Source organism: Wolbachia endosymbiont (group A) of Brachyopa scutellaris (assembly GCF_964026995.1).
Lineage (GTDB): Bacteria > Pseudomonadota > Alphaproteobacteria > Rickettsiales > Anaplasmataceae > Wolbachia > Wolbachia pipientis.
This window is the reverse complement of record NZ_OZ034720.1, coordinates 487630-512194: the sequence shown is the minus strand read 5'-3', so window position 1 is coordinate 512194 and position 24565 is coordinate 487630. Positions and strand designations below refer to the sequence as shown.

Genomic DNA, 24565 nt, shown 5'->3' with positions numbered 1-24565 from the left:
TTTCATAACTAAAATAAATCAATAGAACAAAAAATAATACTGGCGAATAGGGAAAATAGATAAGAAATTGAGTAAGAAAACATTTGTTTCTGTGAGTTGTGGTTCTTGAATCTGAGAATTGATATAGCGTACCAAATAAAGATGCAACCTGCAAAAATTGCCATGCTTAGATAAAGTAAAGCCTTTTTCAAGAATAGAGCTGGAAGCAAGCTAGTTAGCACCAGCAAGACACTATAAATTAATATATATTTTCTTGTTTTTTCCGGACCATAAACAATATTGAACATTGGAATCGATGCCTTTGTATAGTCTTCAGACTTATTTAAAGATAGGGCCCAAAAGTGTGGTGGAGTCCACATAAAAATTACTAAAAATAAAATGAAACTTTCCCAACTTACAGAATTAGTCACAGCTGCCCAGCCAATCATTGGAGGGAAAGCACCTGCTGCACCACCGATAACGATATTCTGCGGAGTACGCCTTTTTAGCCAAATTGTATATATGAAAACGTAAAATAATATGCTAACAGCAAGCAAAGCAGCAGAAATATAGTTTACTGCTATTGCCATGATAAATACTGACAATATTCCAAGAGTTATACCAAATTCAAGCGCACTTTCTGCAGAAACTCTACCTGAGGGTATAGGGCGGTTTTTTGTCCTTTCCATGAGCAGATCTATGTCTTTGTCATACCACATATTTATAGCACCTGCAGATCCTGAGCCAAGAGCAACACATATAAGAGATATTAGTGCTAGAAAAGGGTGTATACTACCTGGTGCAGTAACCATACCAGCAACTGCAGTAAATACCACAAGATACATTATCCTTGGCTTCAGCAAACGCCAAAAATCCAGTATTGTTGATTCAACATTTAGCAAAACACTTGTGTACATTCTATTTTACCACTGGTGGCTTTTCGAAAGTATGAAAAGGCGGTGGTGAAGATACCGTCCATTCCAAGGTGTCACCTTCCCAAGGATTATCTCCAGCTTTCTTGCCCCATTTAAAAAGATGTATAACTATAAACACAAAAAACATAACTGAAACAAAGGACATATACGAACCAATTGAGGATATATAATTCCAAGGGATAAACGCATCAGGATAATCAGGTATACGCCTTGGCATACCAGCTAATCCTAAGAAATGTTGAGGTAAAAAAGTGATATTGGTGCTAATAAAAGTAAGCCAAAAGTGGATTTGACCTAAGCGCTCATTATATTGTTTACCCGACATTTTACCAATCCAATAATAAAAGCCAGCAAAAGCTCCAAATAATGCAGCAAGTGACATGACATAATGGAAGTGAGCAACAACATAATAGGTGTCGTGCAGGAGCTTATCTATTCCACCATGAGAAAGAATTATTCCCGTTATGCCACCGCCAACAAACATACAAATAAAACCTAGTGCAAATAGCATAGGGGTCTTAAACTCAATTGCTCCACCCCACATAGTTGCAATCCAGCTAAAGACTTTTACACCAGTTATAACACCGATAAAAATTGTGGTAGTGCTAAAAAATGCAGCAGCGTCAGCACTAAGCCCAACAGTGAACATATGATGAGCCCAAACCATAAAGCCAAATACTGCTATACCTATCATTGCATAAACCATCCCTATGTAACCAAATACAGGTCTGTGAGAAAAAGTTGATACAACCTGACTTATGATGCCAAATGCAGGAAAAATAATTACGTAAACTTCTGGATGACCAAAAAACCAAAATAAATGTTGAAATAACACAGGGTCACCACCACCTGCAGGATCAAAAAAGGAAGTACCAACATTGCGATCAGTAAGAAGCATAGTTATAGCACCGGCAAGCACTGGTAAGGCAACAATCAACATAAATGCTGTTAGCAAGACAGACCAAACAAACAGTGGCATCTTAGTTAATGACATTCCTTTTGTGCGCATGTTAAATATAGTAACTATAAAGTTGATCGCCCCAACAATTGACGACATACCAGCAACGTGGAGTGCAAGTATAGCAAGGTCAACTCCTGCACTTGGATGGGACATTACCTGTGATAAAGGTGGATATAAAGTCCAACCTGTACCTGGACCTTCACCAATAAACACTGAGAGAATGAGCAAAATAAAAGATGACACTAACAACCAAAAACTTAAATTATTCATACGAGGAAATGCCATATCTGGTGCGCCAATCATGAGAGGTACAAACCAGTTACCAAATCCCCCCATGAGGGCTGGCATTATCATAAAAAACACCATTATCAACGCATGCCCTGTAACCATTACGTTATATAATTGATAATTATTGTTAAGTATATTAATGTGCATTAGCTGAGTGCGAATAATCACCGATAATAATCCACCAATAATTCCAGCTAATATGGAAAAAATAATGTACAGTGTCCCTATGTCTTTATGGTTGGTGGAAAACAACCAACGCTTTATGCCCTTTGGTGCGTCACTCATATCTATACTCCAAATTTAACTCACTAATTTTCTATTTTCAATCCACTTATTAAAATCTTCTTTGCTTACTGCTTCAACAACAATTGGCATAAATCCATGGCCTTGACCACACAATTCGTAGCACTGCCCATAATAAACACCAGGCTTTTTGATATTAAACCACGCCTCATTCAGCCTACCTGGTATCGCATCAATTTTTACACCGAAAGCCGGTACTCCCCAACTGTGTATCACATCTCCTGCTGTAACTTGTAAACGAACGTTAGTATTAACGGGTAAAATGATGTTGTTATCAACAGAGAATAGCTTTAAATCTCCTTCGATAAAGTCTTCTTTTCCCTTAATATAACTATCAAATGACACACCTTGATATTCTGGATATTGGTAGCTCCAATACCATTGATGGCCAATAACTTTTAGTGTTATATCAGCTTTCGGTATTTCTCCCTGTAGCTTCAGTAATTTAGCGTTTTCAAAGGCTGATATTCCAACAATAATCGTTGGTATAACAAACCAAACAATTTCTAAAAGAACATTGTGATTAGTTTGGCTTACGTTTGCCACTTTGCTTTTACGAAAGCGAAATACTACATAAGCAAGCAGCGCCCACACAAAGAGCATTATTGCAACCATCACAAGCATCACAAACGAATGTGACCTAACTACAGCCTCCATTACTTCAGTTGCAGGAGCAGGAAATCCAAATTGCCAGGAAGTAGGAGCAGAGGCAACAGATATATTTGAGTAAAATATTATCAATAGTGCAAATAACTTCACCATATCTTTTGTTTGTTTGCTATAAAACTAAGTGATATACTGTATAATAGTATATATAAACTTACTATGCAAATAGAGATTAGTGATGGTTAATAATTTTTTAGCATTCAACAAGTATAATAGTACAATACTAATTTGAGGAAAAAAGCATTTACATAAATCTATTGTAAGTAAAAATATTATAATATTTTAAATTAAGTATTTACTTTAAGTAAATTCTATAATAAGTTTAATAGTGTCTGTTACTGCTAATAACCCTCTAGCCTCACACCTAAAAGCAGTAACAGACACTATTAAACTTTATGATAAGTTTATGATTTGCAAGATCAAAATCTTGCAAGTGTCTTTATTTCATTATACATTGCAGTTTGTTAATTAACTTTTAATGCCTATGGTAGCATTTACTGAACCAAAGGTTTGCGTATTATAGAAAATAATTACAAAAAAAACACACTATTTATATACCATACAAACTTTTTTCATTCTGCATAGCTGAGTTACTAGATTCTGTAAACGAAATCTTTAGAGAAGCCAAATGGGCAAAGTTTCATGAAGGTCTTTGGCATCTCTTAGCATAGATCCCTTACTTAACCGTCATACCGCGATTCATTCGCAGTATCTCAAAGCATAGATCCCGCTAACAAGTAGCGGGATGACGGTTGTCAGGGTGTCATCCCAGTGCCCTGACTACTTGGATCCAGAAAAAAGAATGGTGTCATGAAAGTAGCTGACACTGATTCCTTTATGATGGTGTCATCCCAGTGCTTGACACTGGGATCCAGGAAAGTTTGCTTGTAAGCAAGCAAACTAGCACAGAAAGTGGTTACAACATTTTCGATGAGATTATATGGAAAACTGGATCCCAGTGTCAAGCACTGGGATGACAAGGTATAAACCTTATCGTCATACCGCCACGAACCGTCATACCGCGATTCATTCGCGGTATCTCTAGATCCCGCTAACAAGTAGCGGGATGACGATTGTCGTTTAGCCATAAACATTAAGAAATCTACCAAATAAAAAAAAAGGCAAAAGAAGCCCCGTGGTAGTTGGCTATTTACTATGTACTAAAATATCGGCGTTTTTTTTATTCTAAAACGCTTGATTAAGAGCGATTTAGCTGCTTTTAACTTGCAACTAACCTACATCGCAAGTGTTTAAGAAATTTACTAAGCAGGAAAAAAGGCAAAGAAACCCCGTAGTAGCTAGCATTCAAATTCTCCCTTGTCAATTTGACGTTTTTTGCTGTCTTAAACGCTTTGTAAGCGCGTTTCGGCTTATATAGGTAAAAACCTAGAAATTTTTAAAGACATGCGATGCACGTAGTGCGAAAAATTAAACATGAGACGCCAAATACCCTAAGTTTGACTCGCGACATAATGTTGAACATTTTTTTTTTGCATTTCCAGAGCAAGTTCTTGAAACCTAAACATTATATGTACATCATCATGATCAATTCTAATGCATCTAACTAATGCTATGATGACCTTACCCAGAAAAAGTGGAGAGAAAGTTTGGAATGTTTTTCACAAAGAGAATGATGAATCAAAATGCTCAGGAATGCAATAGTTAATAGTGGAGTGTCTACGTTGTTTGTTATAAAAAATTTCTATATATTCAAATATAGCAGTTTTGATATGCTGTTTAGAGTGCCGAGAGGTGTCTATTGGTAACTCCCTTTTTAGAGAACTGAAGAAGCTTTCCACAACAGAATTGTCGTAACAACAACCTTTATGACTCATCTATGTTTTTTATGGATAAGAGATATTGATAACCTTGCGAAGTATATTGTGAACCTTGATCACTATGTAATAGTAGATTTTTGGCAGGTTTACGCTTGTTAACGGCCATTAATAAAGAGTCCATAACCAATTGTTTATTTATTGAACTGCTCATTGACCAGCCAACTACCATGCGTGAATATAGATCGATTATTGTTGCCAAATATAGCCATCCTTCTTTGGTTTTTATATAAGTAATATCAGTTACCCATACTTTATTTGGTTGATCGACAATAAAGTTTTGGTCTAATATATTGGGAGCTACGACTCTACTGTCCGTTTGTTGTTTCTTAATTTTAAATTTTCTTCTCAATATAGCCTGAATACCATTTTTCTGCATAATACTTTGCACTGTTTTTAAGTTGCAACTTTTACCCAAAGCCTTTAATTCAGCATGAATTTTAGGAGCTCCATATCTACATTTAGAAGCTTGATATATTTTTTGAATATCTGCTAATAACTCTTTATTTGCTGATTCTCTACTGCTTATTTTCCTTGTAGTCCACTTATAGTAGCCACTAGCAGAAAACCCTACATAATTCCTGCACTTTATAGTGTTTACTATGCTCTTTTATGAAAAAATATTTTACTCTTTTTGACTGGCAAAATATCCCAGGGCTTTTTTTAAAATGTCTCTTTCTCTTGTTACTTTTGCTAACTCTTTCTGTAAATCAAATCTCTCTTTGTCATAAGGTGCTACATCTGGAAATGCATTTGCCGCTGACTTTTTTTCGTTATTTTTCTTCATCCATTTTCCTAATACACTATCCCTTATTCCTAGATCTCTTGCTACTTTTGCAACTGGTTGACCTACCTTTCTTTGTTCATTTGCCAGCTTAACAGCTTCCAATTTGAATTCTGCCGTATATTCTCTTGCCATTTCTAATCCTCCAAAATTTTATTTTACCCGAAAAAACTCCTTTCTTTCTCTCCACTTTTTCTGGGTAAGGTCAATTCGGAACTCTATTTCTTTTTTACGATCTTTACTTTTATTCTTATTGTTCATATAATATACCCTTCACTAATAATAAATTATTTTTAAATGTTTACTGTTATTTTCTTAGCAGTATTGGCATAAAGCCATAGCTTTTGGGTGAAGTCAAATCAAATTTTCAATTTTTTTTTGTTTATTTTTTTATGAAAAGGTAGAAGATATTAATAGCTGCTAATTTCTTTAAACGATGTTGTCGTAGATTCGTATTTTTATACACCAAAAAGGGTATCTTTGATGTCTCCTACAGCTCCAAACTCATAGCATCCATTTGCCGGCCTTTTAAGGCGCTTTATAGAAGGGTTAATAAAAGATATACAAAAGGACGTCTAAGGTGCGTAGTAGCATTCTAAAGCCATCTATGGGAGACATTTTTTTCATCAACGCATTCAAAACTTAAAAAAATAAAAAACTTGAACATTTCTTCAGAATTGTGTATAATTATTAATGCTTTTTAAGGTTCTTTCTTATGACTTTTTCTAAGTTTCTTGATCCCAAAAATGATGTATCGTTTAAGCGTATCTTCGGTACTGAAAAAAATAGAGATATCCTTATTCACTTCCTCAATGATATTCTTGGCTTTACTGGTAAAAATGAAATAAAGGATATAGAGTTTTTAAGTACTATTCAAGACCCCGATATCGCCGCTAAAAAGCAAAGTATTGTTGATGTTCTCTGTAGAGATTCTACAGGTGCTCAATACATTTGCGAGATGGTGCGACCTGAAAGTCTTCGGTCATATTGTTTAAAAGGAGAAGATTTCCTTCAGAAAGAAACTGAAAGGGTTCTAAAACTTATTAAACCAGATGTTTTGCCATCTGAGTCTATGCATCAGTGCGAATCGGGCAACCGGTTGGTGCCAAACGATGCGGACAATGAACCTCCTCTTGAAAAAGAAGATGCTCAATCGTGAGAGGGGCATAAACTGCAAGCATCATGTGGTTGGAGGGCTAGGTTTAGTGGTATGGTGAACGTAAGTGAAGCTTTATAAGTACCGATACGATGAAAGAGCTAAAGATGCTGATAAGCTCTGACCAAAAGGTAATGTGGATAAGTTACATTCTTCATTTCTGGATGTACGCAAATAACAATTCCACCGGTATAGAGAAGTCACCTAACCCACTGTTGTATGATAGAAGGAACAGGGTAAGCCTGTATTTTCGCCTACATGGCAAGCAAACCGCAAGGAATGCTGATGGAAGTGCAGGTAAAGGAGAATGGAGAAAGCGAATGCCATTTTGTAACGAAATGGATAGAATTTGTAACATTAATTCTCGTGAAAACGAGCAGACTTCCATTTGGTCCCTCGTGACAAGAAACTTTGTTAACCACTTAAGGTAGGAAAGCAGATGATTACAAGTAAAACTGTAAGTGCATCTACCGAAAGCATGGAAGCAATTGCCATGGAAGAAATGCCAGAAAGTTATTGTGAGGCTACAAAGACGTATTGTTAAGGCTGTCCAAGAAGGAAGATGGGGTAAGGTAAAAGCTTTACAACATCTTCTCACACGCTCTTTTAGCGGAAAAGCTTTGGCTGTTAAGAGAGTAACTGAAAACCAAGGAAAAACCACAGCAGGTGTAGATCGTCAACTATGGTCAACTTGCAATGCTAAATTTCAAGGAATAAAGCTGTTAAAACAAAGAGGATATAAACCTTCTCCGCTCAAACGAATTTATATCAGTAAATCTAATGGCAAAAGAAGGCCTCTTGGTATACCCACGATAAAAGATAGAGCGATGCAAGCATTGTATCTGCTCGCGTTGGAACCGGTAGCTGAAACAATCAGTGATCGTCACTCTTACGGCTTTAGACCTAAAAGATCCTGCGCAGACGCTACTGTGGCTTGCCACTTATTACTGGCAAGTCGTAATCAACTACAATGGATACTCGAAGGTGATATCAAAGGCTGTTTTGATAACATTAACCATGAATGGCTCATGAAGCATATTCCTATGGAGAAGAAAATTCTTCATAGATGGTTAAAAGCTGGTTTCCTAGAATCAAAAACTCTGTATCCCACAACTGCTGGCACTCCGCAAGGAAGTATAATTTCTCCAATACTAGCTAACTTTACCTTAGATGGTCTTGAACAGTTATTAGAAAGTCGCTTTGGTAAATTAGGTAGCAAAAGAAGAGGAAAAATCAGAAGTGGAGTGAATGTAATCAGGTACGCAGACGACTTTATTATTTCAGGTTTCACACATGAAGTACTGGAAAATGAAGTTAAGCCTTTAGTATCATCTTTTCTTCATGAGCGAGGTTTAATTCTGTCAGAAGAGAAGACAAAGATTACATCTATCACAACAGGGTTTGACTTTCTTGGTTGTAATGTACGTAGATATAATAAGAAGTTAATTATTAAACCTTCGAAAGAAAGTATTAAAAGACTTCTGAATAAAGCACGTACATTGATAAAAGCAAATATAGCGAACACTCAGGCTATAGTAATTAAGTCACTCAATTCTCTACTGAGAGGATGGGGAAATTACTATCACCATGTGTGTGCTAAAAAAGCGTTTAGAAAGATCGACAATGAAATTTGGCATAGTTTATGGAAATGGGCAAAGAAAAGACATCCTCGTAAAGGATTACGTTGGATAAAGAATCGTTACTTCAAAGTAATGGGTCAACGACAATGGGTCTTTGCTGCACCCATATGCAAGAACAAACCAAAAGAGATACGGTATTTAAGACTGCTTAAGCTGATTGATATACCTATCAGACGACATGTTAAAATCAGAGCGGATGCAAATCCCCTTGACTTAAAATGGAAAAAGTATTTTGATGAGAGAGTAAAACGAACAAGAATGTTGGCAAGCTCCTTTTCAAGAGAAGGCTCTCTACTGTTAGTGTCACCACTAAAGTTGATGTATTCTGAGGATTTATGAAAGACAAGCCGGTTCGACAAAAGAAGAATTTAGATAAGGGGCTCAAGCGTAGTGTGGGGAAACCTGCATGCTGCGTTTCTAAGGGAGGGAGTAGTAGTAATATTGCTTCCTTACCTAACCAACTCGCTCGTGATAAAGGCTTCGAAAAACGGGCTCAATTATATGCTGCTAAGGCTTACTCAAGGCAGGCTGATAAAGGTGGTAAGTACATTGATTTAAAGAAGGTTTTCTTTATTGCTATTTCTAATTGTAATTTATTTCCTGATAAGCTTGATTATATATAGCTCTTTCCATAAAAGTCCGGATGTGATAGGATAAGGATAGATGATGATAAGGAGGTTGAATGCCAGCAGCATATAGTTATGATTTAAGAAAAAAAGGAATGGAAGCGCTAGACGAAGGAGAAAGCAGAGAAACAGTGGCAGCAAGATTTAAGATTGGACGAACTACTTTATGGGAGTGGCAGCAAAGAAGAAAAGAAACAGGAGACTTTCAATCAAAAAAACTTGGAAATGGGGGTTACAATCACAAAATTACCGACTGGGATACCTTTGCCAAATTTGCCAGAGAACACGGAGGAAAGACTCTATCGGAAATGGCTAAACTTTGGAACAACGTTAGTATCCAAACGATCTATCGAGCCCTTAAAAAAATTGGATTTACGCGCAAAAAAAGACATATGGATACAAGGAAAGAAACGAAGAAAAACGTGCTGAATTTTTGAAAATTATAGCGACAAAAGAACCTAAAAACTTAGTGTATATAGATGAGTCTGGCATTGATAACACCGAAGACTACCCCTACGGATATTGCCAGAAAGGACAGCGGTTTTATGCCTTAAAATCTGGAAAGAAAACTCAACGAATCAGTATGGTTGCAGCCTTAAGTGGAAGAAAGATAGTTGTTCCGTTAACCTTTGAAGGCCACTGTAATATGGATGTTTTTAATGGATGGTTTGAGCAATTTTTGACACCGATCTTGGAACCTGGACAGACTGTCATTCTTGACAATGCTACTTTTCATAAGTCTGATAAGATTATCGAGCTTGCTAAAGGGGTTGGTGCAGAAATTTTGTATCTGCCGCCTTATTCTCCAGATTTCAACAAAATTGAGCATCATTGGTTTGCTATAAAAAACAGAGCCAGGAAAAACATTCCTCTATTCGAATCCTTTCGTCGTGCTGTTGATTCTGCCTTCCTATGACCTGTTCGGACTATTATGAGAAATGCTATAACTTCGAAATTAATATCCTTACCATTATTAATAACAAATAAGTATTTAAAAAATTTCTTGACTTCCGCCAAAATAGATGGCTTTATGCCAATACTGCTAAGAAAACAGTAGTAAACATTTGGAAGAATTCAGTCTTTAATGAGTGGGAATTTGTATGAATAATAATAACAATAAACGTAAAAAATTAGAATCAGGAAGCAACAATATAATAGAACGGCTTCTATTGAGGACCCCTGAGCAGCTAAAACAATATTGTGAACTACTGAGCAATGAGAAAAAGCAAGATCTTTATGAAAAGGTTCTGAAGGCAATGCATAAAAACCAGGAAATCAATCAGGTGAAGAAACTGAACGAAATAGCTGCTGTCATAGAAGAGGCTATTATTGCCCATAAAGATGGAGACAAGAGGGAAGAAAGTTAGATTAAAATCAGTCCAACTAGCCTACAAGATCTTAAAGCTAGTGGCATGCTTGAAAGACCATAAATATCAAGAAGCAAGATAACTTTTTTAGAATAATCTTTAAGCTATTAACTCAATATCACCATCTGTCCTTACTATATACAACGGTTTACTGTTTCTTTGAAACTTAAGGCTCCTCTTATTTCGTCAAGCTTTGTCAAAGGACCAGTTTTTCCATTAGATTGACTGATTGCTTCAGAACGCATCAATTTTCCAGACCTTTCAAAATATCCCTTTTCAATAGCATTGTAGACCAGATACCCACCAAGCGAGCAATTCTTACCTAATTCCTCTTTACAATCTTTGAACTTTTCCAGTATTTCCTTTTTATTACTCACTTCTACTATTATTTTATCTTTATCTTTCTTGTCAGGAGACAAATTAACTTCTAATTCTCCTAAACTACTAGAGAAAGTTAATACTATATCGCTACCATCTGCAAGATCAGTATAATACCTTATGCCTTTTTGCGTTATAATCTCTACCTCGCTTTTACCGATCTTTATTATATTTCTTCCGTATTCTATTTCTCCTTGAGTTAGTCCTAAATCCCTTGCCCCATCTGTAATCTTCGCAACATCTATTTTGCTGTTCTCAGAATATTCTAAGTAAAAAGTAGAGTTATCTATTTTTGCATTTTTTACTTTACCATTAGCTGCACTTTTAACAATTTCCATAAACTTTAAAGTATTATTGACATATTCTTCATGAGCTTTTTTCATATTAGTTTTGTGATCTTTAAATTCTGATTCCAGTGTATCGATTACATCTATACTACTTAAGTTATGCAACACCGCTCCTTTTGATACCAATTTACATACTATACCACTAGCAACTTCTATATCATTTTCAACTTTAGAACTCTTTTTTAATGCACTAATGTTTTTCATTACACAATCTGTAAAATTATATGTATCTTGGTACATCATTTTACCTGGATGAATAAGAAAATTAAATCTTACTCCAGACTCTATAGCTTTGTTTACAACTTGTTCTAGTTTCTTCATATCTTGAGCTGCACCTACTTCACCTAAAAACATTTTCAACTTCTGCTGCTGGTTTAATATTAAATTATCCCATAAAGTTCCAGATTCAGGCGAATGTTCTTTTCTATCTAATCTTTCATAGTCAATCGCTTCCGCTTCTAACAGCAGTCTTTTTGCTTCTTCATAAGGAGCTTCACAATCACGAAAATGTCTTGAATAAAAAACGATTCTGAGATTTAGAAGAATTTCTGATTTTCCTTGATAATCACGAAGGTTCAAAATCCTTTTAAGATCTTGAGTACTCCTGTATTTACTCAAAAACCCTTTTAGTTCAGTAAAGTCTGTGAAAAAGTCTTCTGCATCAACAATACGACCAAGCTCTGTGCACAATCTTTTTTGATTGTCAGTTAAAAAGTGCCTTTCAACATGGTAGTTATGATTATCAGTTGCAACTTGTAGCGGAGTTTTTTCCTGTTTATCCTTTTTACTAGAGTCAGCCCCGTGCTCTAGGAGAACATTTACACTTTTCTCATCACCAATACCAGCAGCACAATGCAAAGGCGTTCTCTTCTCACTATCCTGCGCATTAGGATCAGCCCCTGCTTTTATGAGAGACCCTATATTATTATACGAAGCATAATGTAATGGTGTTTTTCCTCTATCGTCCTTTTTATTAGGATCAGCTCCAGCCTCTAAGAGTAAATTCACATATTTTTCTGCTAACTTACCATCCATACTTGATATTACATGCAATATTGTTAACCAAGATTCTCCTCTTGGAAGATTAAGGATGTATTTTAGATCGTCATCATCTTTATTCTCTCGTAAAAAATTACGTAAAATATTTTCATCACGATCACTCAAATATGAAAGATCTTTAAGAATACTTAACAATTTTTTATTCAACTCCTTTTGCTCTTGTGTTAAACCAGATACGTCAGCAAACCACGTACATAATAAATTATCAAATGCATCTCTTCTAACATTATCAATTAATGGATAACCATTACGAAACAGCAATGAATATTTAAGCAATTCATATTCATCATCCACTTGCTCCCCTGTTGTTGTTTTCTCTGCTTTTTTCGGAAGATGATTATTTTTGATTAATTCAGTTAAACGCTTGAGAGTTCTATAACTTTTATTTTCCAATAAAGGATTTGCCCCTTTTTTCATTAAAGCCTTAACTGTTTCTGCATGACCATTTTGAACAGCAAGGTATAATGGAGTCACCTTATCAGATTCACTCAACACGTTAACATTTGCCACGTTTTCTATGAGTACATTTACTATCTCTGTATGACCCATTTGAGCAGCAAAGTGTAATGGAGTATATCTATGTCCATTTATATCCACTACTTCAACAATTGCCCCTTTTTCTATGAGGGCCTTTACTACCTCTGTGTGGCCATTTTTAGCAGCAAAATGTAATGAAGTATATCCCATAATGTCCACTGCATTAACATTTACCCCTTTTTCTATGAGAGCCTTTACTATCTCTGTATGACCCATTTGAGCAGCAAAGTGTAATGGAGTCCAACCGTTTTGATTTACTGCATTAACATCTGCCCCTTTTTCTATGAGAGCCTTTACCACCTCTGTACGACCTATTTTAGCAGCAAAGCGTAACAGAGCACACTTATCAACTGCATTAACATCTGCCCCTTTTTCTATAAGGGCCTTTATTACTTCTGTGTGGCCATTTTCAACTGCAAGGTATAATGGAGTATAGTTATCTTCTCCCACTGCATTAACATCTGCCCCTTTTTCTATAAGGGCCTTTATTATCTCTATGTGGCCACCTACAGCAGCAAAGTGTAATGGAGTGGACCCGTTTTGATTCACTGCACTAACATTTGCTCCTTTTTCTATGAGGGTCTTTACTATCTCTGTATGGCCTTCTACAGCAGCGTGATGTAATGGAGTCCACTTATCTTCTCCTGCTGCATTAACAATTGCCCCTTTTTCTATGAGAGCTTTTACTATTTCTGTACGGCCATCTGCAGCAGCACAATGTAATGGAGCCCATCCGTATTGATTTGCTTTATTAACGTCAGCCCCTTTTTTTATTAGAAGCTCTGTTACCTTTGCAAGGCCATTTGCGGCAGCTATATGCAACAACGTAAGTTGACTATCTAATAATGTATAATTTACGCCACATTGATTATCCTGCCACTCTTGATATGTGTCTGGATTTTCTTTTTCTAACTTCTCTCCTATTTTTTTTATTATATTGCTCTCATTTAAATCATTGTCAGCATTTATTGAAGTTAATATGCCTAACCACTGCTCATATTCCATAATCCACACCTCAAATTATTTATTTTATAACTAGAAAAACGGTCAATCCATAATGAAATGACTAAAGACATTATGTATAACACATAAAAAACTAATGCAAGCATAATTTTTCTAACTTTATTATTTTTTACTACCATAAACTTCACTGACATTGATGTGCACACCTCTGAGCCTACTATGCTTCTGTTTGTTAATTAGTTATGCTTGCTAGATTAACGACATTGCGATTTACTAATTACTTCAATATCATTATCATCAGAATGCAAAGAGTTCAGTGACTGGCTACGCGATATTGGCGGTACTTCACTTAAATTGCTACTTGGACATGGCTGATCATTATTGCTACCGCCAGGACTTGACAGACTTGACGACCTACTACGGGATACACTTGAGTCATTGGTAACTTGAGCAGGTGAATTACAACGACTACCATAACCCTCATCTAAGTGTAATAAAGGATTAGTTGGCACTTGATTATTGCTTTGCATGTTATTATACTGCTTACTCGACATACTTTTACGAGACTTCGCGAAATTTCTACATTCAGTTATAAACTTAGTCAGTAAAAGTTCTTTACTTTCAATTGCAAGTTGTATCAAACCATTCATATCTGCTATTGACAAACCTACAAAATTACGACATTCGTTCTTAGGTGATCTAAGATGTGCGGGTTTTAATGTACCATTCAGACCCTGTATCAGTTTTCTACATGTGCTTTCTTCTTCTAGTGTAGGAAAATTAATGCATGACAAACGACCGTGCCTAGTAGGCGCAGAATCTAAAACACCTGGACGATTAGTTGCACCAAGCACTGTCATACCTTCCATAGTGTTAAGTCCATCTAATTTCTCTAATAAATAATTTAAAGATCTTGAATATTTTCCATCATCAAAATCATTAGGGCGCTTTGCGCCAATACTGTCAATTTCATCTATAAAAACTATACAAGGAGCGTTCTTCTCTGCTTTCTCAAAAACCTGACGCATATTTGATGTATTAGTCAAATTAGAGGCAGAAACGCTTATAAATGCAGATGTAAATCTAGTTTCATATGCAATCACCTTAGCAGCCGTAGTCTTACCAGTTCCTGGTTGACCGCACAAGATGTATCCTTGTCTTTTTTTTAGAGCATTTGGTTCACAAATCCTTCTCAACTTTTGTTTTATATCGTTTGAAAGTATAACATCATCAAGTGTTATTATCTCTTCTCTTTCCTGACCTTTTTCATAGAAGCCCATCTGCAGCTCTTCTTCACATTTTATTGCAACACCATCGAGCTCTTTCCTTAGCTCTTTATCAAATGTTGTTTTGAAACTACTAAGTTCATTCCTTAGCTCTTCCTTTGCAGTACTAAGCTCTTTTCTTAGCTCTTCCATTTTATCACATTGAATACTAAGCTTCTTATCTAGCTCTTCCATATTTAGCCCTTTGATTTGATGCGTATTTGTAGCTAATTTAATTTTTTCATTAAATTCTGCTTCTTTGACATCTAATTTTTTATTCTGACTGATTATTTTGTATGAAAGTGCAATTACTGCTGTAGAAAGCGCAAATAAAATCAAAATAACGGGAAGGGATATACCTATGGCTGCAATTGAAGATAAGAATGCAACATAGAGAGCTATAGCAAAAACCCCAGACGCAAGTAACGTAAGAGTAGCAAGGGTACCAGCTATAAAAGAAGGTGTATTAGTTCTATTAAACACACTTTTCATTGTACCACCTCACAAACCAACCAAAAAAGTACTATATAATTTCCTGAATCAGATAAGCCTGATGATGGATTTATGTATAAAATCCTTTTAGCTTATCTTGAGCTTGTAAACATATGAAACGATACCTAATGCAATGTTTTGAAGTTTATATAGTAAAGTTAGGCGTTTGTATACTACCTCCTAATATAACAAAAACCCAATTTTAATTATAATGTGGGGTTTTCATAAGTCAACCACTTTTTAAAAAAATATTTTCAATAAAAATGTAAGCCAATTAGCACCACAAAAAATCTAATTATTGACTTTTTCCAAAAAGCACAAAAAAGTACCTACCTTTGCGAGAACAATTTAAATAAAAGCGGCGTTGTAAAAATAAAAACGTAAAATTGTTGCAACAAAGCTAAGCAAATTGGTTCGTATGTAAATGTGGTAAAAGTAGGCTAATATAGCTAGTTTTAAGATATAGTAGAATTATTATATAGAAAAGTTTGAACGTATCACTTGGTAGACCATCCCATCCCAAAGAAAAATGTTCTCACGGGTAGCGGTTTTTGTTGCTGGAAATGGTTGGATTATTTAAGTTATTAGCAATATATAATACTAAATTAATAGTAATTCATTTGAGAACAAAAAGAAAAATTTATGATAATTTTACATTTCAAATGGATATTGTTCTTTTTATAAAAAATATTCCTATACTATGTAAGGTCAAGTTCTAATCACATCAATTTTTCTTCCAAATTAAATCTTATCTTTTACAGTGGATCTTACGTTTAAATTATTTTATATCCAAAATTAAGGAAGTTATTCTAAACGGTACACAACTTCAGCATCTAAAGCTAGCTGATTTTAAGAAAATATCGCTCTCATGAATGTGCTTTACGGACAAAAGCTTTATTAATATCTTCTATATTATTGTTAATAAACAACCCCCCAAAAAAAATATGCAGAAATAAATTAAAAGACCCATTACAACCAACGCGTAAATATGGAGTAAAGAAATACTTCATTCACCTATTAACCTCTACCTACTGCCTCTACCATTGCTATGATCATAAACTCTATTCACTCCATCAATTTCATCCAATACAGATTGCGGACCAAAATCAATTGATATCACTCTTTCTCCGCCTAATTGCAATGCTCCCCCACCTCCACGCTGTGGATATTGGAGTTCTAAAAATTGTAATAGTAATGGATCAATTTCATGTTGAATTCCTGGACGACCTTGAATCAATCTACCCCTAGGAGAAGATAGAGAATCATTTTGGAATAATTGTGAAATATTTCTTCTCCGATTTCTAAAGTATTGTTCATTTCTTTGAGGTTGTCTAGTGTCATTTCCAATTCCTGCACTAAGAAGACCACGTATATAACCTATAATACCTTCACCTTTCTCTCCAAAGTTACTATTTCCCTGTAAAGCTTGATCAATAGCTTGGTTAATATCCCTAGCATTTTCGTATGCCCATATGCCACAATTATGGCCATCTGTTTGCTGATGAACGGAAACATCATGGACATTATCATCGCTAATATCACATTCTCTTAAAGCTCCTCGAATATTATTGTCAATACGACTATCTGGACCAAGTGAATCAGCATAATACCCATAATAATTTCCATTTTGGTGGACAATAACTAATGTAACCCAATGACGATTACCTACATTAATAATAGCAGTTAATCTATCTTTTTCACCCGAATCTACTTTTTGTTTAAAGTTATCTATGTTACTACTTAATAAGTCCCTACCTGTTGGATCATTTTGATTTCCATCGACTCCTACTGAAGTTATTGCAAAATCATGACGATCATTAGTTGGATTAGATCGATCATCATGGAAAGTATATTGTCGTGCAGCGAAAAACATGTCATGAGTTTGTAGCCAATAACGGAAATTTTGATTTTCTGTTGCAAAGTCTAGTGCAAGTAGATTATGCACATCTTCTATTTCACGAGCGTTGTTTCTACGAAGGATAGTGTTTATTTGTTGTAATATTCCTTGTGCTGTAGAAGTACCACCTCCCCTTATTCTTGACCTTAATGTTTCTATTGCCTGTGCTCTAGTACCTTGCAAGTAACTAAATGGAACGTGCAGATTATCATCTATATCAAGCAAAAAAATCGAGTTCTGTCCTGGTCTTTTTTCCATGTAAAAGCGCCTGAAATTTTCACGAGTTTGATCTGACAATAGATTTTCTGGTGGATTTTCATCAATAACACTTTCAGGTCCCACTAATACTTCTGGTCTTGAGTCATGACCACGACGATCAAGTCTATGTACATACACTGCTTGTTGTGGAAGAGATATAAAGTCTTCTGCTCTCTGTGCACCTCTATTAAATACAGCATAAGACAAAACCACCTCATTTCCAGAAGTAATAGGCAAATATCCCCTTTGTTTGCTCATCAATTCTGTTATTTTGTACCTTGCCTCGTCTTGCTCCTGTTCTACTTCTTCTGCATTATCAGCAAATCCTAATACATATCCAATTGGGTGAGTATCTGCTGTAGGTTGTCTTAATAATAGAAGACCTAGTCTCTGTTCTGTAACTCTTGTAAGTATTACCCTTTCTCCTTCTTCTTCCTGCCACCTTTTTAAACTATATGTTTGACCAACTTTATACATAGCAAGCACTTTATAAGGATTATCACTAGCATAAAATGTACCATGTAGTATAGAGCGAAACTTATCTTTGCTATTTACATCTATTATCATATTGCCATGCGTATCTTCTGGCATTAATACTGCAGAAATGTTTCTAAATAATTCTTGATGCTGAAATCTATCTTGCCAGCCATCATTCATAACTTGATTTAAAGCATTATGCACATTTCCAGCATTAGGCACTTGCACAAGATTACCACCAAGAAAATTATTTGCATTATTATTTTGGTAATTGTGATATAAACCAAGGTTATCTGTATGAATATTAAGGCCAAGTTGATTATTAAGTGTGCATGAAACTTCCCGTACATGAACATTATTTCCGTCAACATTAAGATCTTGTAAATTGATGGCTCCTTGTTGTACAGCGTTGTTATCTCTAATATGAAGTATAACTATATCAGAACCTTGAGTATGGAAGACCATGGTTAAAGCATGATTCTCATCACCATATCTAAATATATACTTTCTTACACGTTGTTGAACTGCGTTTACTAATCTGAACTCTTCTAAAATACTATTCCCAAAAGCAAAACCAGTTATGCAATCAAATATTCTGTTATAATTCTCTGCATTTCTTGGTATTTCGTTAGGAAGATGTTGAAGCAAGAAATCTCTAATATTTTCTCTAATTCCTTCATCCTCCAAACACTCAAATAATCTTTGTACCAAAGGAAATCTATTCTCTAAAAACTCTACTGTATCAATACTAAAAGGATCTATATTCAGATTAAAATTTAATCCAATACAAACAGCATTTCTTGATTCAGTGTGAATAGATATAAATGAAGAAGCATGTAATCTTTTAGCATCAGCTCTAGCGCGGTTTAATGCAATATCAGACGATGTCCTCCATCTAGTAACATTAATAACGATAGGAATGTTTTCTCTCTCTGCCTGATGACATATAAGAAAAGCAACATATGAATTTCCAGGAGACAAGTCAAGGTCAATATCTATTGTGTAGAGATGAATAAAATTTGCCAACAAACCTAAGAAAAATCCGTGACTCTCAAACTTTTGACTGCGATTTTGAATGTCATTTTGTAGGCTGCCTAGGTAACTACGATAGATTCGAGTTATGTATGGCAAAATTCCTTCATTTATTCCACGTTCTATATTTATTCTTTGGTTACTTGCTAGCACTTCCATAAAACTGAAAATCCCTTGCTGACCCGGTGCAACTTGCACAAAATTGACCAAATGACCAAGCTGTACTCTCTGATCTTGATTGAGTCGTATACTTCCTATTTCCTTAACTGTCAACAAACTGCGTGGCGCAGGCGCATTAATCCCATTAAGCCTATTGCGTTCTATATGCCTAAGAAGGCTAATCTCAGACGCTGAATATTTAGCAAATCTATCTCTACCTTGAGAATCTTTTTCACGAATCACCTCGAATACTGTTGCAATCGCCTCTCCCTGACTCTTGCCCTTTCCATGCATGCATACTTTGTATTGCTCAAAATTTAGGTCTTCTTCCCTTAAATTTGGATTTTGCCCTCTAATCTCTCGCACTAGAGCATTTCTTTCCCTTGTACTGAACCTTAACCCATCACTATTAAGACGATCAGAAATACTGTAGCATCTGACAACTTGCTGTCCGTCACGATAAACAGCGACTTTTAGGTTCCCTGTATTTCTATTTCTACCACCTGTATCAATACCATGATTATCAAAACGAAAATACACTCTCTCATTTGCTTTTAAGATATTAGCATCATGAGCAGTAGCAAACATACTGAAAAAGAATACAGGAAGGAAACGTCCTGTACTTACATGATACAAGAAAAATGGACATTGATCTAAAAAGGATTCAAACTCTTGTCTAAAACCATCAAGATCTCCATCCACTAAACTTCTTATTAAAGACACAAAGCACCTCTCTATTTGCTAAGACCAGAAAAACCACTCACATTAATGAGTAGACTAGATTCTTCTTTTCTTATGAGAACCAGAAATACCACTCACACTAGGAGCTTCAAACTCAGACTGTGGGCCATCACCAGAACCATCAAGTGGCAAAGATACCTTAGATTGAGACCGCAAATTATTCCAAGGACCATCACCTACAGAAGGTAAAGTTACTTTCTCTAACTGAAGAAATAACTCTTCTGCAAACTTGCCGTAATCTACACCTTTCCTCTTTCCTTCCCTACCACATATTCTAAGATTTTCTATCATGACTTCTTTAAAAAGGTCAAACTTTTCAGGAAAGCAACCTTTGGCAAATGAAATCATATCTAATATTTCTTCTTTCTCTATTTCCCTATCGGGCTTACAAACATCTTCTCGTTTCCAATTAATGATTAATCCCCCAAGTACACTCTTTATAGGAACTGTATAATTAGAAGTATTAACAGAGGTCTCTCTGTATTCAGCAAAGCGTTCACATTTCCAAATCTCCATAATAAGGGATCTAGCTTGAACACTTAACTCAGGATTTTTCAACATCACATTTGAAAGTGAATAAAGAAAAAGTTCATAGTCTTGCTGTGAGAATATCTTGTCCGAACAGTCTCCTCCTGCTGAAACGCCTTTATAACACCAGCACTGTACCAAATCATGAACCGTATCAAAAAAACATGACTCTATTAATTCAGCAAGAAGGGAATATACTCCCTTATCTTTCTGCAATAATTTCTGTAAAAGAGTATCTTTATCGCCTATATTCCTTACACAAAAATCTAAAATAGGAGCGTCTTTCTCAACAGATTGAGGACGAGAAAGAGCAACAATAGCTTCTGTAAGCTTCTTCTCCTTATCTTTTTCCTCTAACTGATTATAAAAATACTCTACCCCTTCGCTCCACTTAAGTTTTACAGCACTGTCAAAACCTTCTACTGCATCATACTTCTTTAATTCCCCAGATTCTCTATCGATCCAGAAATCAAACACAGGACCATTTCTCTTCATGGATGATAGCAGAATGTTTCTTACATATTGATCACTGATCGGATTACCTTGACTATCTACCTCTTCTGAAGTAAATTGACCTCTAGAGAGTACAAACTGTTTGTTGAAAAAATCACCTATCTTGCCCGTTATACAGTACCTAGATGCCATACCATACCTTGGTAGTGGGTTATCGATTTCTCCTATTTTCTCTTCAGTCAATTTCTGACCTAAAACAGTATTATTTAACCTTGTACCTAACCAACAACCTTCATCTCGAAAAACATTATATAAGAATTCCAGCTTATCATCCTTAAAAAGTTTGATATACTCTATATAGGTCTTGACCCACCTTTTAATAGCTAACTTTCTTCCAGCCGCAATGTCACGATCTGTATGTTTTATCACATCTTGTAGCTTTTTAAGCACTTCAGCCTGACGTTTTGTTTCTATTGGCATTTAAACCTCCCTATATCATGAAAACAACGCTATGGTACTAAATTTGTAACTAAGTTACAACACCTAATTACTCCAGAAAGACCTATTTGATACCCAAACGTTCTGGTCAGGCCTAGAGAAATCTGTCTGGAATTATTGAGTATTTTCTAGAAATCTTAATTTGACAGCTAACACCAGGTTTTCTGGAGACTATAGGTGATGCACTTTTTCTATTTATATTCCCAAGAATAAGGTCAGTAGATATGTTGTTTTCCAGAAGAATATTAGTAAGATTAATTGGAGAAGTGCTTATGACTTTAACTAAGTGTGTTTTAACTTCGCCCTTAAGTTCTGTTCAGCAGTATCTGTTAGTGTTAGGTAAGGTTATGGTTGTAAATACAAAATCCGATCAGCAGAGGGCTGAAGATGATCTATATACTGTTTTGAGATTCAAAGAAAAAGGAGATTTTGAAAGACGGATAAGAGAACTGCTTGTTAACGATTATAAGAAACTTAAAAAACCACTGAGCAAACTCCTTGGTAAGTTAGAAAGTAAAATAAGGACTGATAAAGAGAATAACCAAGCAGCCAGAAACGTTTATGATCAAATCAAAAAATCTAAAACTAATGAAGATAAATTAAGTAATTTATTGAACTTTAAAAAACAGCTAAAAGCTTTCCTAAAAAATCAAGATGATTGTAGTATTGTGTTAAATGCGATTGACTCTGCAAGTGTTATCCCTGTTATTGAAGTTAATGGTGTGCATCCAAAAGATAGTGAGATCAAAAAGTTAAAAAAAGCTCAACCTCTCACCTCTAACAGACAAGACTTTGAAGAAGCTCTAGGATACATAGAATCACAAGAAAAAGTTATGGGGATTACATTAGAGGAAATTATGGAATACAAGCAACACTCTGTTAAGATTTTTCTACTGAACCGTGTTCATTCATGCAAAAATGGGCATTCTCAATTGCATCCTGATGTAAAAGAAGCTATAGCAATATTATCAAATGATAAGCTGAGAGCTTTCTACGATGAAGAAGTAAAGAAGAAGACGCTACAACCAATATTGTCCTACAAAGAATGTGAACAATTATATGATAAAATTAACTATGAAAAAAATGAATCTCGTATTATAATCGAAAGAGAAGAACTTGGAGAGAATGTTAGGAGGGTAATGGGAGTGAAGCGCTTTACGAATGAAAGCAGTAGAGAAGATCAGAAAAATGGTACTAGTCCAACAGGAACTTCTACAAATTATAGACAAGAGCAAGTTGCCTCTAGTGGTGATAGAACACTTTATAATAGTGATATACCTTCACTAGGTAGATCGATTAAGAGCAGCCGAAGTGCACTGTTTATGCCATTTGGAGCTTCTGTTGATACGAGTACCCCGATTAAACCTGCCAATCCATCTAACCTAGTTACCACTGGTGAGAATTATACTAGTAATGCAGATCTGAGTGATGAATTGAACGTAAGTGAAGTAACTAAAATTGTTGAACGAATGGAGCTATTATCCAATAGTTTAAAAAAAATCCAAGAAATTGTGGAAAAGCTGGGTAATACTACACTAAGTGAAGAAGTGATAGTTCATGAGAGACATTTCAAAAAGTTTATGGATTTTGTAGGAGAAATTCTCGTAGATATTGGTACAAGATTACCACAAAGTGATTCTAAAAGCATGTATCTTGAACAAAAATTGAAGGGATTGGAAAAGATGAATGAATCCTTAGATAACAGTGTTCAAGAGTTAGAGAAAAAAGTAGATAAACTTGAAAAAGAGAATAAAGATTTTCTAGCAGAAAATGATGAACTTAAGGAAAAACTTGCTACAGCGAAAGAAGAAAAGGAATTGCTATTTAATAAAAAAGAAAAGATGCAGGAAGTTATAAATGGGCTGAATGAGAACAATCAACGATTAATGCAAAAAATAAATGGGTTAGAAGATGATTATGAGTATTTGTTAAGAGCGGAAAAGACAAAAAGAGAAACCGAAGATTCGTGTATACAAGTGGAGGATGCAGATATACCGGAAGGAAAAGCTGAGTTATGTAAAGACTATGAAATTAAACTAGTAAAGCTGGAACAAGAGATAGATGCAAAAGGGAAACAATGTGAGGAATTGCTATTAGAAAATAGTATATTACGAGGAAATATAGAACGATTAAAGGAAGAGAATAAACGATTAGAAGGCATTGAAGAAAGCTTTAGTATCGATCCCTCACATTTTTGCTCTGTAAAAAATTTGCATGATGAGCTTATTCTAGCTAATGAACAGCCGGAAAATATTGATATATCAATCCAGGATGAGATGGATTCAAAAGTTGCCACTGAGTCTGTGGGTGTTAATGTAAAACAAGGTTATAGTAAAAGGACTAGCAACCTATCTCGAGTCTCTGAACAAAGTTCAGCAGTAAAATCTCAATTCTCAGAAGCAAGAGCTCAGAGTAGAAAGCAAATAATTTATGCCTCTGCTTCTCTTATATTATCTGGAGTATTTGCTGTTGGCACAAGTTTAACAATGTCTCATTTAGGAATATCTATTTCACTTGCTTTGACTGCATTAACTTTCCTTACATTGGGATGTTATTGTTCATATAAGGCAAGTACAACGCTTAGGAATATTGAACTTGATCGAACTTTTAAAATGGCTGATCATGAAGCTGTTTTTATGGTTCCCAGCTTATAACTATGTGGAAAAATATATTGTTTTACTCACCCCAAGAAAAGAGATAATGGGAAAGATAAAAAGGTCTATCAGTTCTCGGTGCGGCAGATTAATTTCTGACGGTGATATAGAGCATTACTTATTTCTCTAGAGAATAGGGAATTGGCGAATAGAGTTCTAGGTGTAGAAGGAGATATAGATGAAGAAAAGACCAGATTTAGTAGAAAAATATAAGGGCTTCTTTGTAAATGATAGTAAGGGAACAGCAAAGTAGTTATATTAAGGGACTGGTTTTATGTTCTGAACTC

The 24565-nt window shown here is 35.3% G+C and carries 16 protein-coding genes and 2 pseudogenes; 7 read left to right on the top strand and 11 right to left on the bottom strand.

Annotation, left to right across the window (positions count from 1 at the left end):
• Positions 1-8: 8 nt before the first annotated feature.
• The 7 genes from AAGD93_RS02540 to AAGD93_RS02515 all read right to left on the bottom strand — a co-directional run bounded on the left by AAGD93_RS02540 (position 9) and on the right by AAGD93_RS02515 (position 5886).
• Entirely contained in the window at positions 9-896 is an 888-nt protein-coding gene (locus AAGD93_RS02540; RefSeq protein ID WP_341819780.1) for a heme o synthase, read from the bottom strand.
• 1 nt (position 897) lies between these two features.
• Positions 898-2448: a cytochrome c oxidase subunit I gene (gene ctaD / locus AAGD93_RS02535; protein WP_341819779.1), complete on the bottom strand. Its 1551-nt coding sequence runs from the start codon at positions 2446-2448 to the stop codon at positions 898-900.
• A gap of 15 nt (positions 2449-2463) precedes the next feature.
• Complete coding sequence (gene coxB, locus AAGD93_RS02530; RefSeq protein ID WP_341819778.1) at positions 2464-3228, bottom strand: cytochrome c oxidase subunit II; 765 nt, start codon at positions 3226-3228, stop codon at positions 2464-2466.
• 659 nt (positions 3229-3887) lie between these two features.
• A complete protein-coding gene (locus AAGD93_RS02525) occupies positions 3888-4220 on the bottom strand; it encodes a hypothetical protein (RefSeq protein ID WP_264338260.1) in 333 nt (110 codons plus the stop codon).
• 531 nt (positions 4221-4751) lie between these two features.
• On the bottom strand, positions 4752-4967 hold the full coding sequence (locus AAGD93_RS07635) for an IS3 family transposase (protein WP_353277370.1): 216 nt from the start codon (positions 4965-4967) through the stop codon (positions 4752-4754).
• Positions 4957-5496 carry an IS3 family transposase gene (locus tag AAGD93_RS02520; RefSeq protein WP_341819893.1) on the bottom strand — a complete coding sequence of 180 codons (540 nt, stop codon included), beginning with the start codon at positions 5494-5496 and terminating at the stop codon, positions 4957-4959. Before AAGD93_RS02520 ends, AAGD93_RS07635 begins: the two co-directional genes overlap by 11 nt.
• 96 nt (positions 5497-5592) lie before the next feature.
• Complete coding sequence (locus tag AAGD93_RS02515) at positions 5593-5886, bottom strand: transposase (RefSeq protein ID WP_341819051.1); 294 nt, start codon at positions 5884-5886, stop codon at positions 5593-5595.
• 580 nt (positions 5887-6466) lie between these two features.
• On the opposite strand from AAGD93_RS02515, the pseudogene AAGD93_RS02510 reads away from it, so the two are divergent.
• The 6 genes and pseudogenes from AAGD93_RS02510 to AAGD93_RS02485 form a co-directional block, all read left to right on the top strand.
• Positions 6467-6712 (top strand): annotated as a pseudogene (locus AAGD93_RS02510) (PD-(D/E)XK nuclease family transposase); the annotation flags it as partial.
• A gap of 683 nt (positions 6713-7395) precedes the next feature.
• The gene (gene ltrA, locus AAGD93_RS02505) at positions 7396-8886 is read left to right on the top strand and encodes a group II intron reverse transcriptase/maturase (RefSeq protein WP_341819777.1); all 1491 of its coding nucleotides are present in this window, start codon (positions 7396-7398) and stop codon (positions 8884-8886) included.
• A pseudogene (locus AAGD93_RS02500) lies at positions 8883-9167 on the top strand (PD-(D/E)XK nuclease family transposase); the annotation flags it as partial. The gene ltrA and the pseudogene AAGD93_RS02500, both read left to right, overlap by 4 nt.
• A gap of 62 nt (positions 9168-9229) precedes the next feature.
• Positions 9230-10089, top strand: a protein-coding gene (locus tag AAGD93_RS02495) for an IS630 family transposase (RefSeq protein ID WP_341819182.1) whose coding sequence is annotated in 2 segments (ribosomal slippage) — positions 9230-9554 and positions 9554-10089 — 861 coding nt in all. Because the reading frame shifts where the segments join, the coding sequence is not laid out codon by codon here.
• A 15-nt stretch (positions 10090-10104) separates the two neighbouring features.
• Positions 10105-10230, top strand: a complete 126-nt coding sequence (locus tag AAGD93_RS02490; RefSeq protein ID WP_341819776.1) for a hypothetical protein — start codon at positions 10105-10107, stop codon at positions 10228-10230.
• 43 nt (positions 10231-10273) lie between these two features.
• The gene (locus tag AAGD93_RS02485) at positions 10274-10540 is read left to right on the top strand and encodes a hypothetical protein (protein WP_341819775.1); all 267 of its coding nucleotides are present in this window, start codon (positions 10274-10276) and stop codon (positions 10538-10540) included.
• A 134-nt stretch (positions 10541-10674) separates the two neighbouring features.
• On the opposite strand, the gene AAGD93_RS02480 is transcribed toward AAGD93_RS02485, so the two are convergent.
• The 4 genes from AAGD93_RS02480 to cifA all read right to left on the bottom strand — a co-directional run bounded on the left by AAGD93_RS02480 (position 10675) and on the right by cifA (position 21606).
• Positions 10675-13866 (bottom strand): ankyrin repeat domain-containing protein, encoded by a 3192-nt coding sequence (locus AAGD93_RS02480; protein ID WP_341819774.1) that lies wholly within the window; start codon positions 13864-13866, stop codon positions 10675-10677.
• A 212-nt stretch (positions 13867-14078) separates the two neighbouring features.
• Positions 14079-15581, bottom strand: a complete 1503-nt coding sequence (locus AAGD93_RS02475) for an AAA family ATPase (protein WP_341819773.1) — start codon at positions 15579-15581, stop codon at positions 14079-14081.
• A gap of 1024 nt (positions 15582-16605) precedes the next feature.
• A complete protein-coding gene (gene cifB / locus AAGD93_RS02470) occupies positions 16606-20106 on the bottom strand; it encodes a cytoplasmic incompatibility factor CifB (protein ID WP_182365082.1) in 3501 nt (1166 codons plus the stop codon).
• A 75-nt stretch (positions 20107-20181) separates the two neighbouring features.
• Entirely contained in the window at positions 20182-21606 is a 1425-nt protein-coding gene (cifA, locus tag AAGD93_RS02465) for a cytoplasmic incompatibility factor CifA (protein WP_341819772.1), read from the bottom strand.
• 290 nt (positions 21607-21896) lie between these two features.
• On the opposite strand from cifA, the gene AAGD93_RS02460 reads away from it, so the two are divergent.
• A complete protein-coding gene (locus tag AAGD93_RS02460; protein ID WP_341819771.1) occupies positions 21897-24278 on the top strand; it encodes a hypothetical protein in 2382 nt (793 codons plus the stop codon).
• Positions 24279-24565 lie beyond the last annotated feature (287 nt).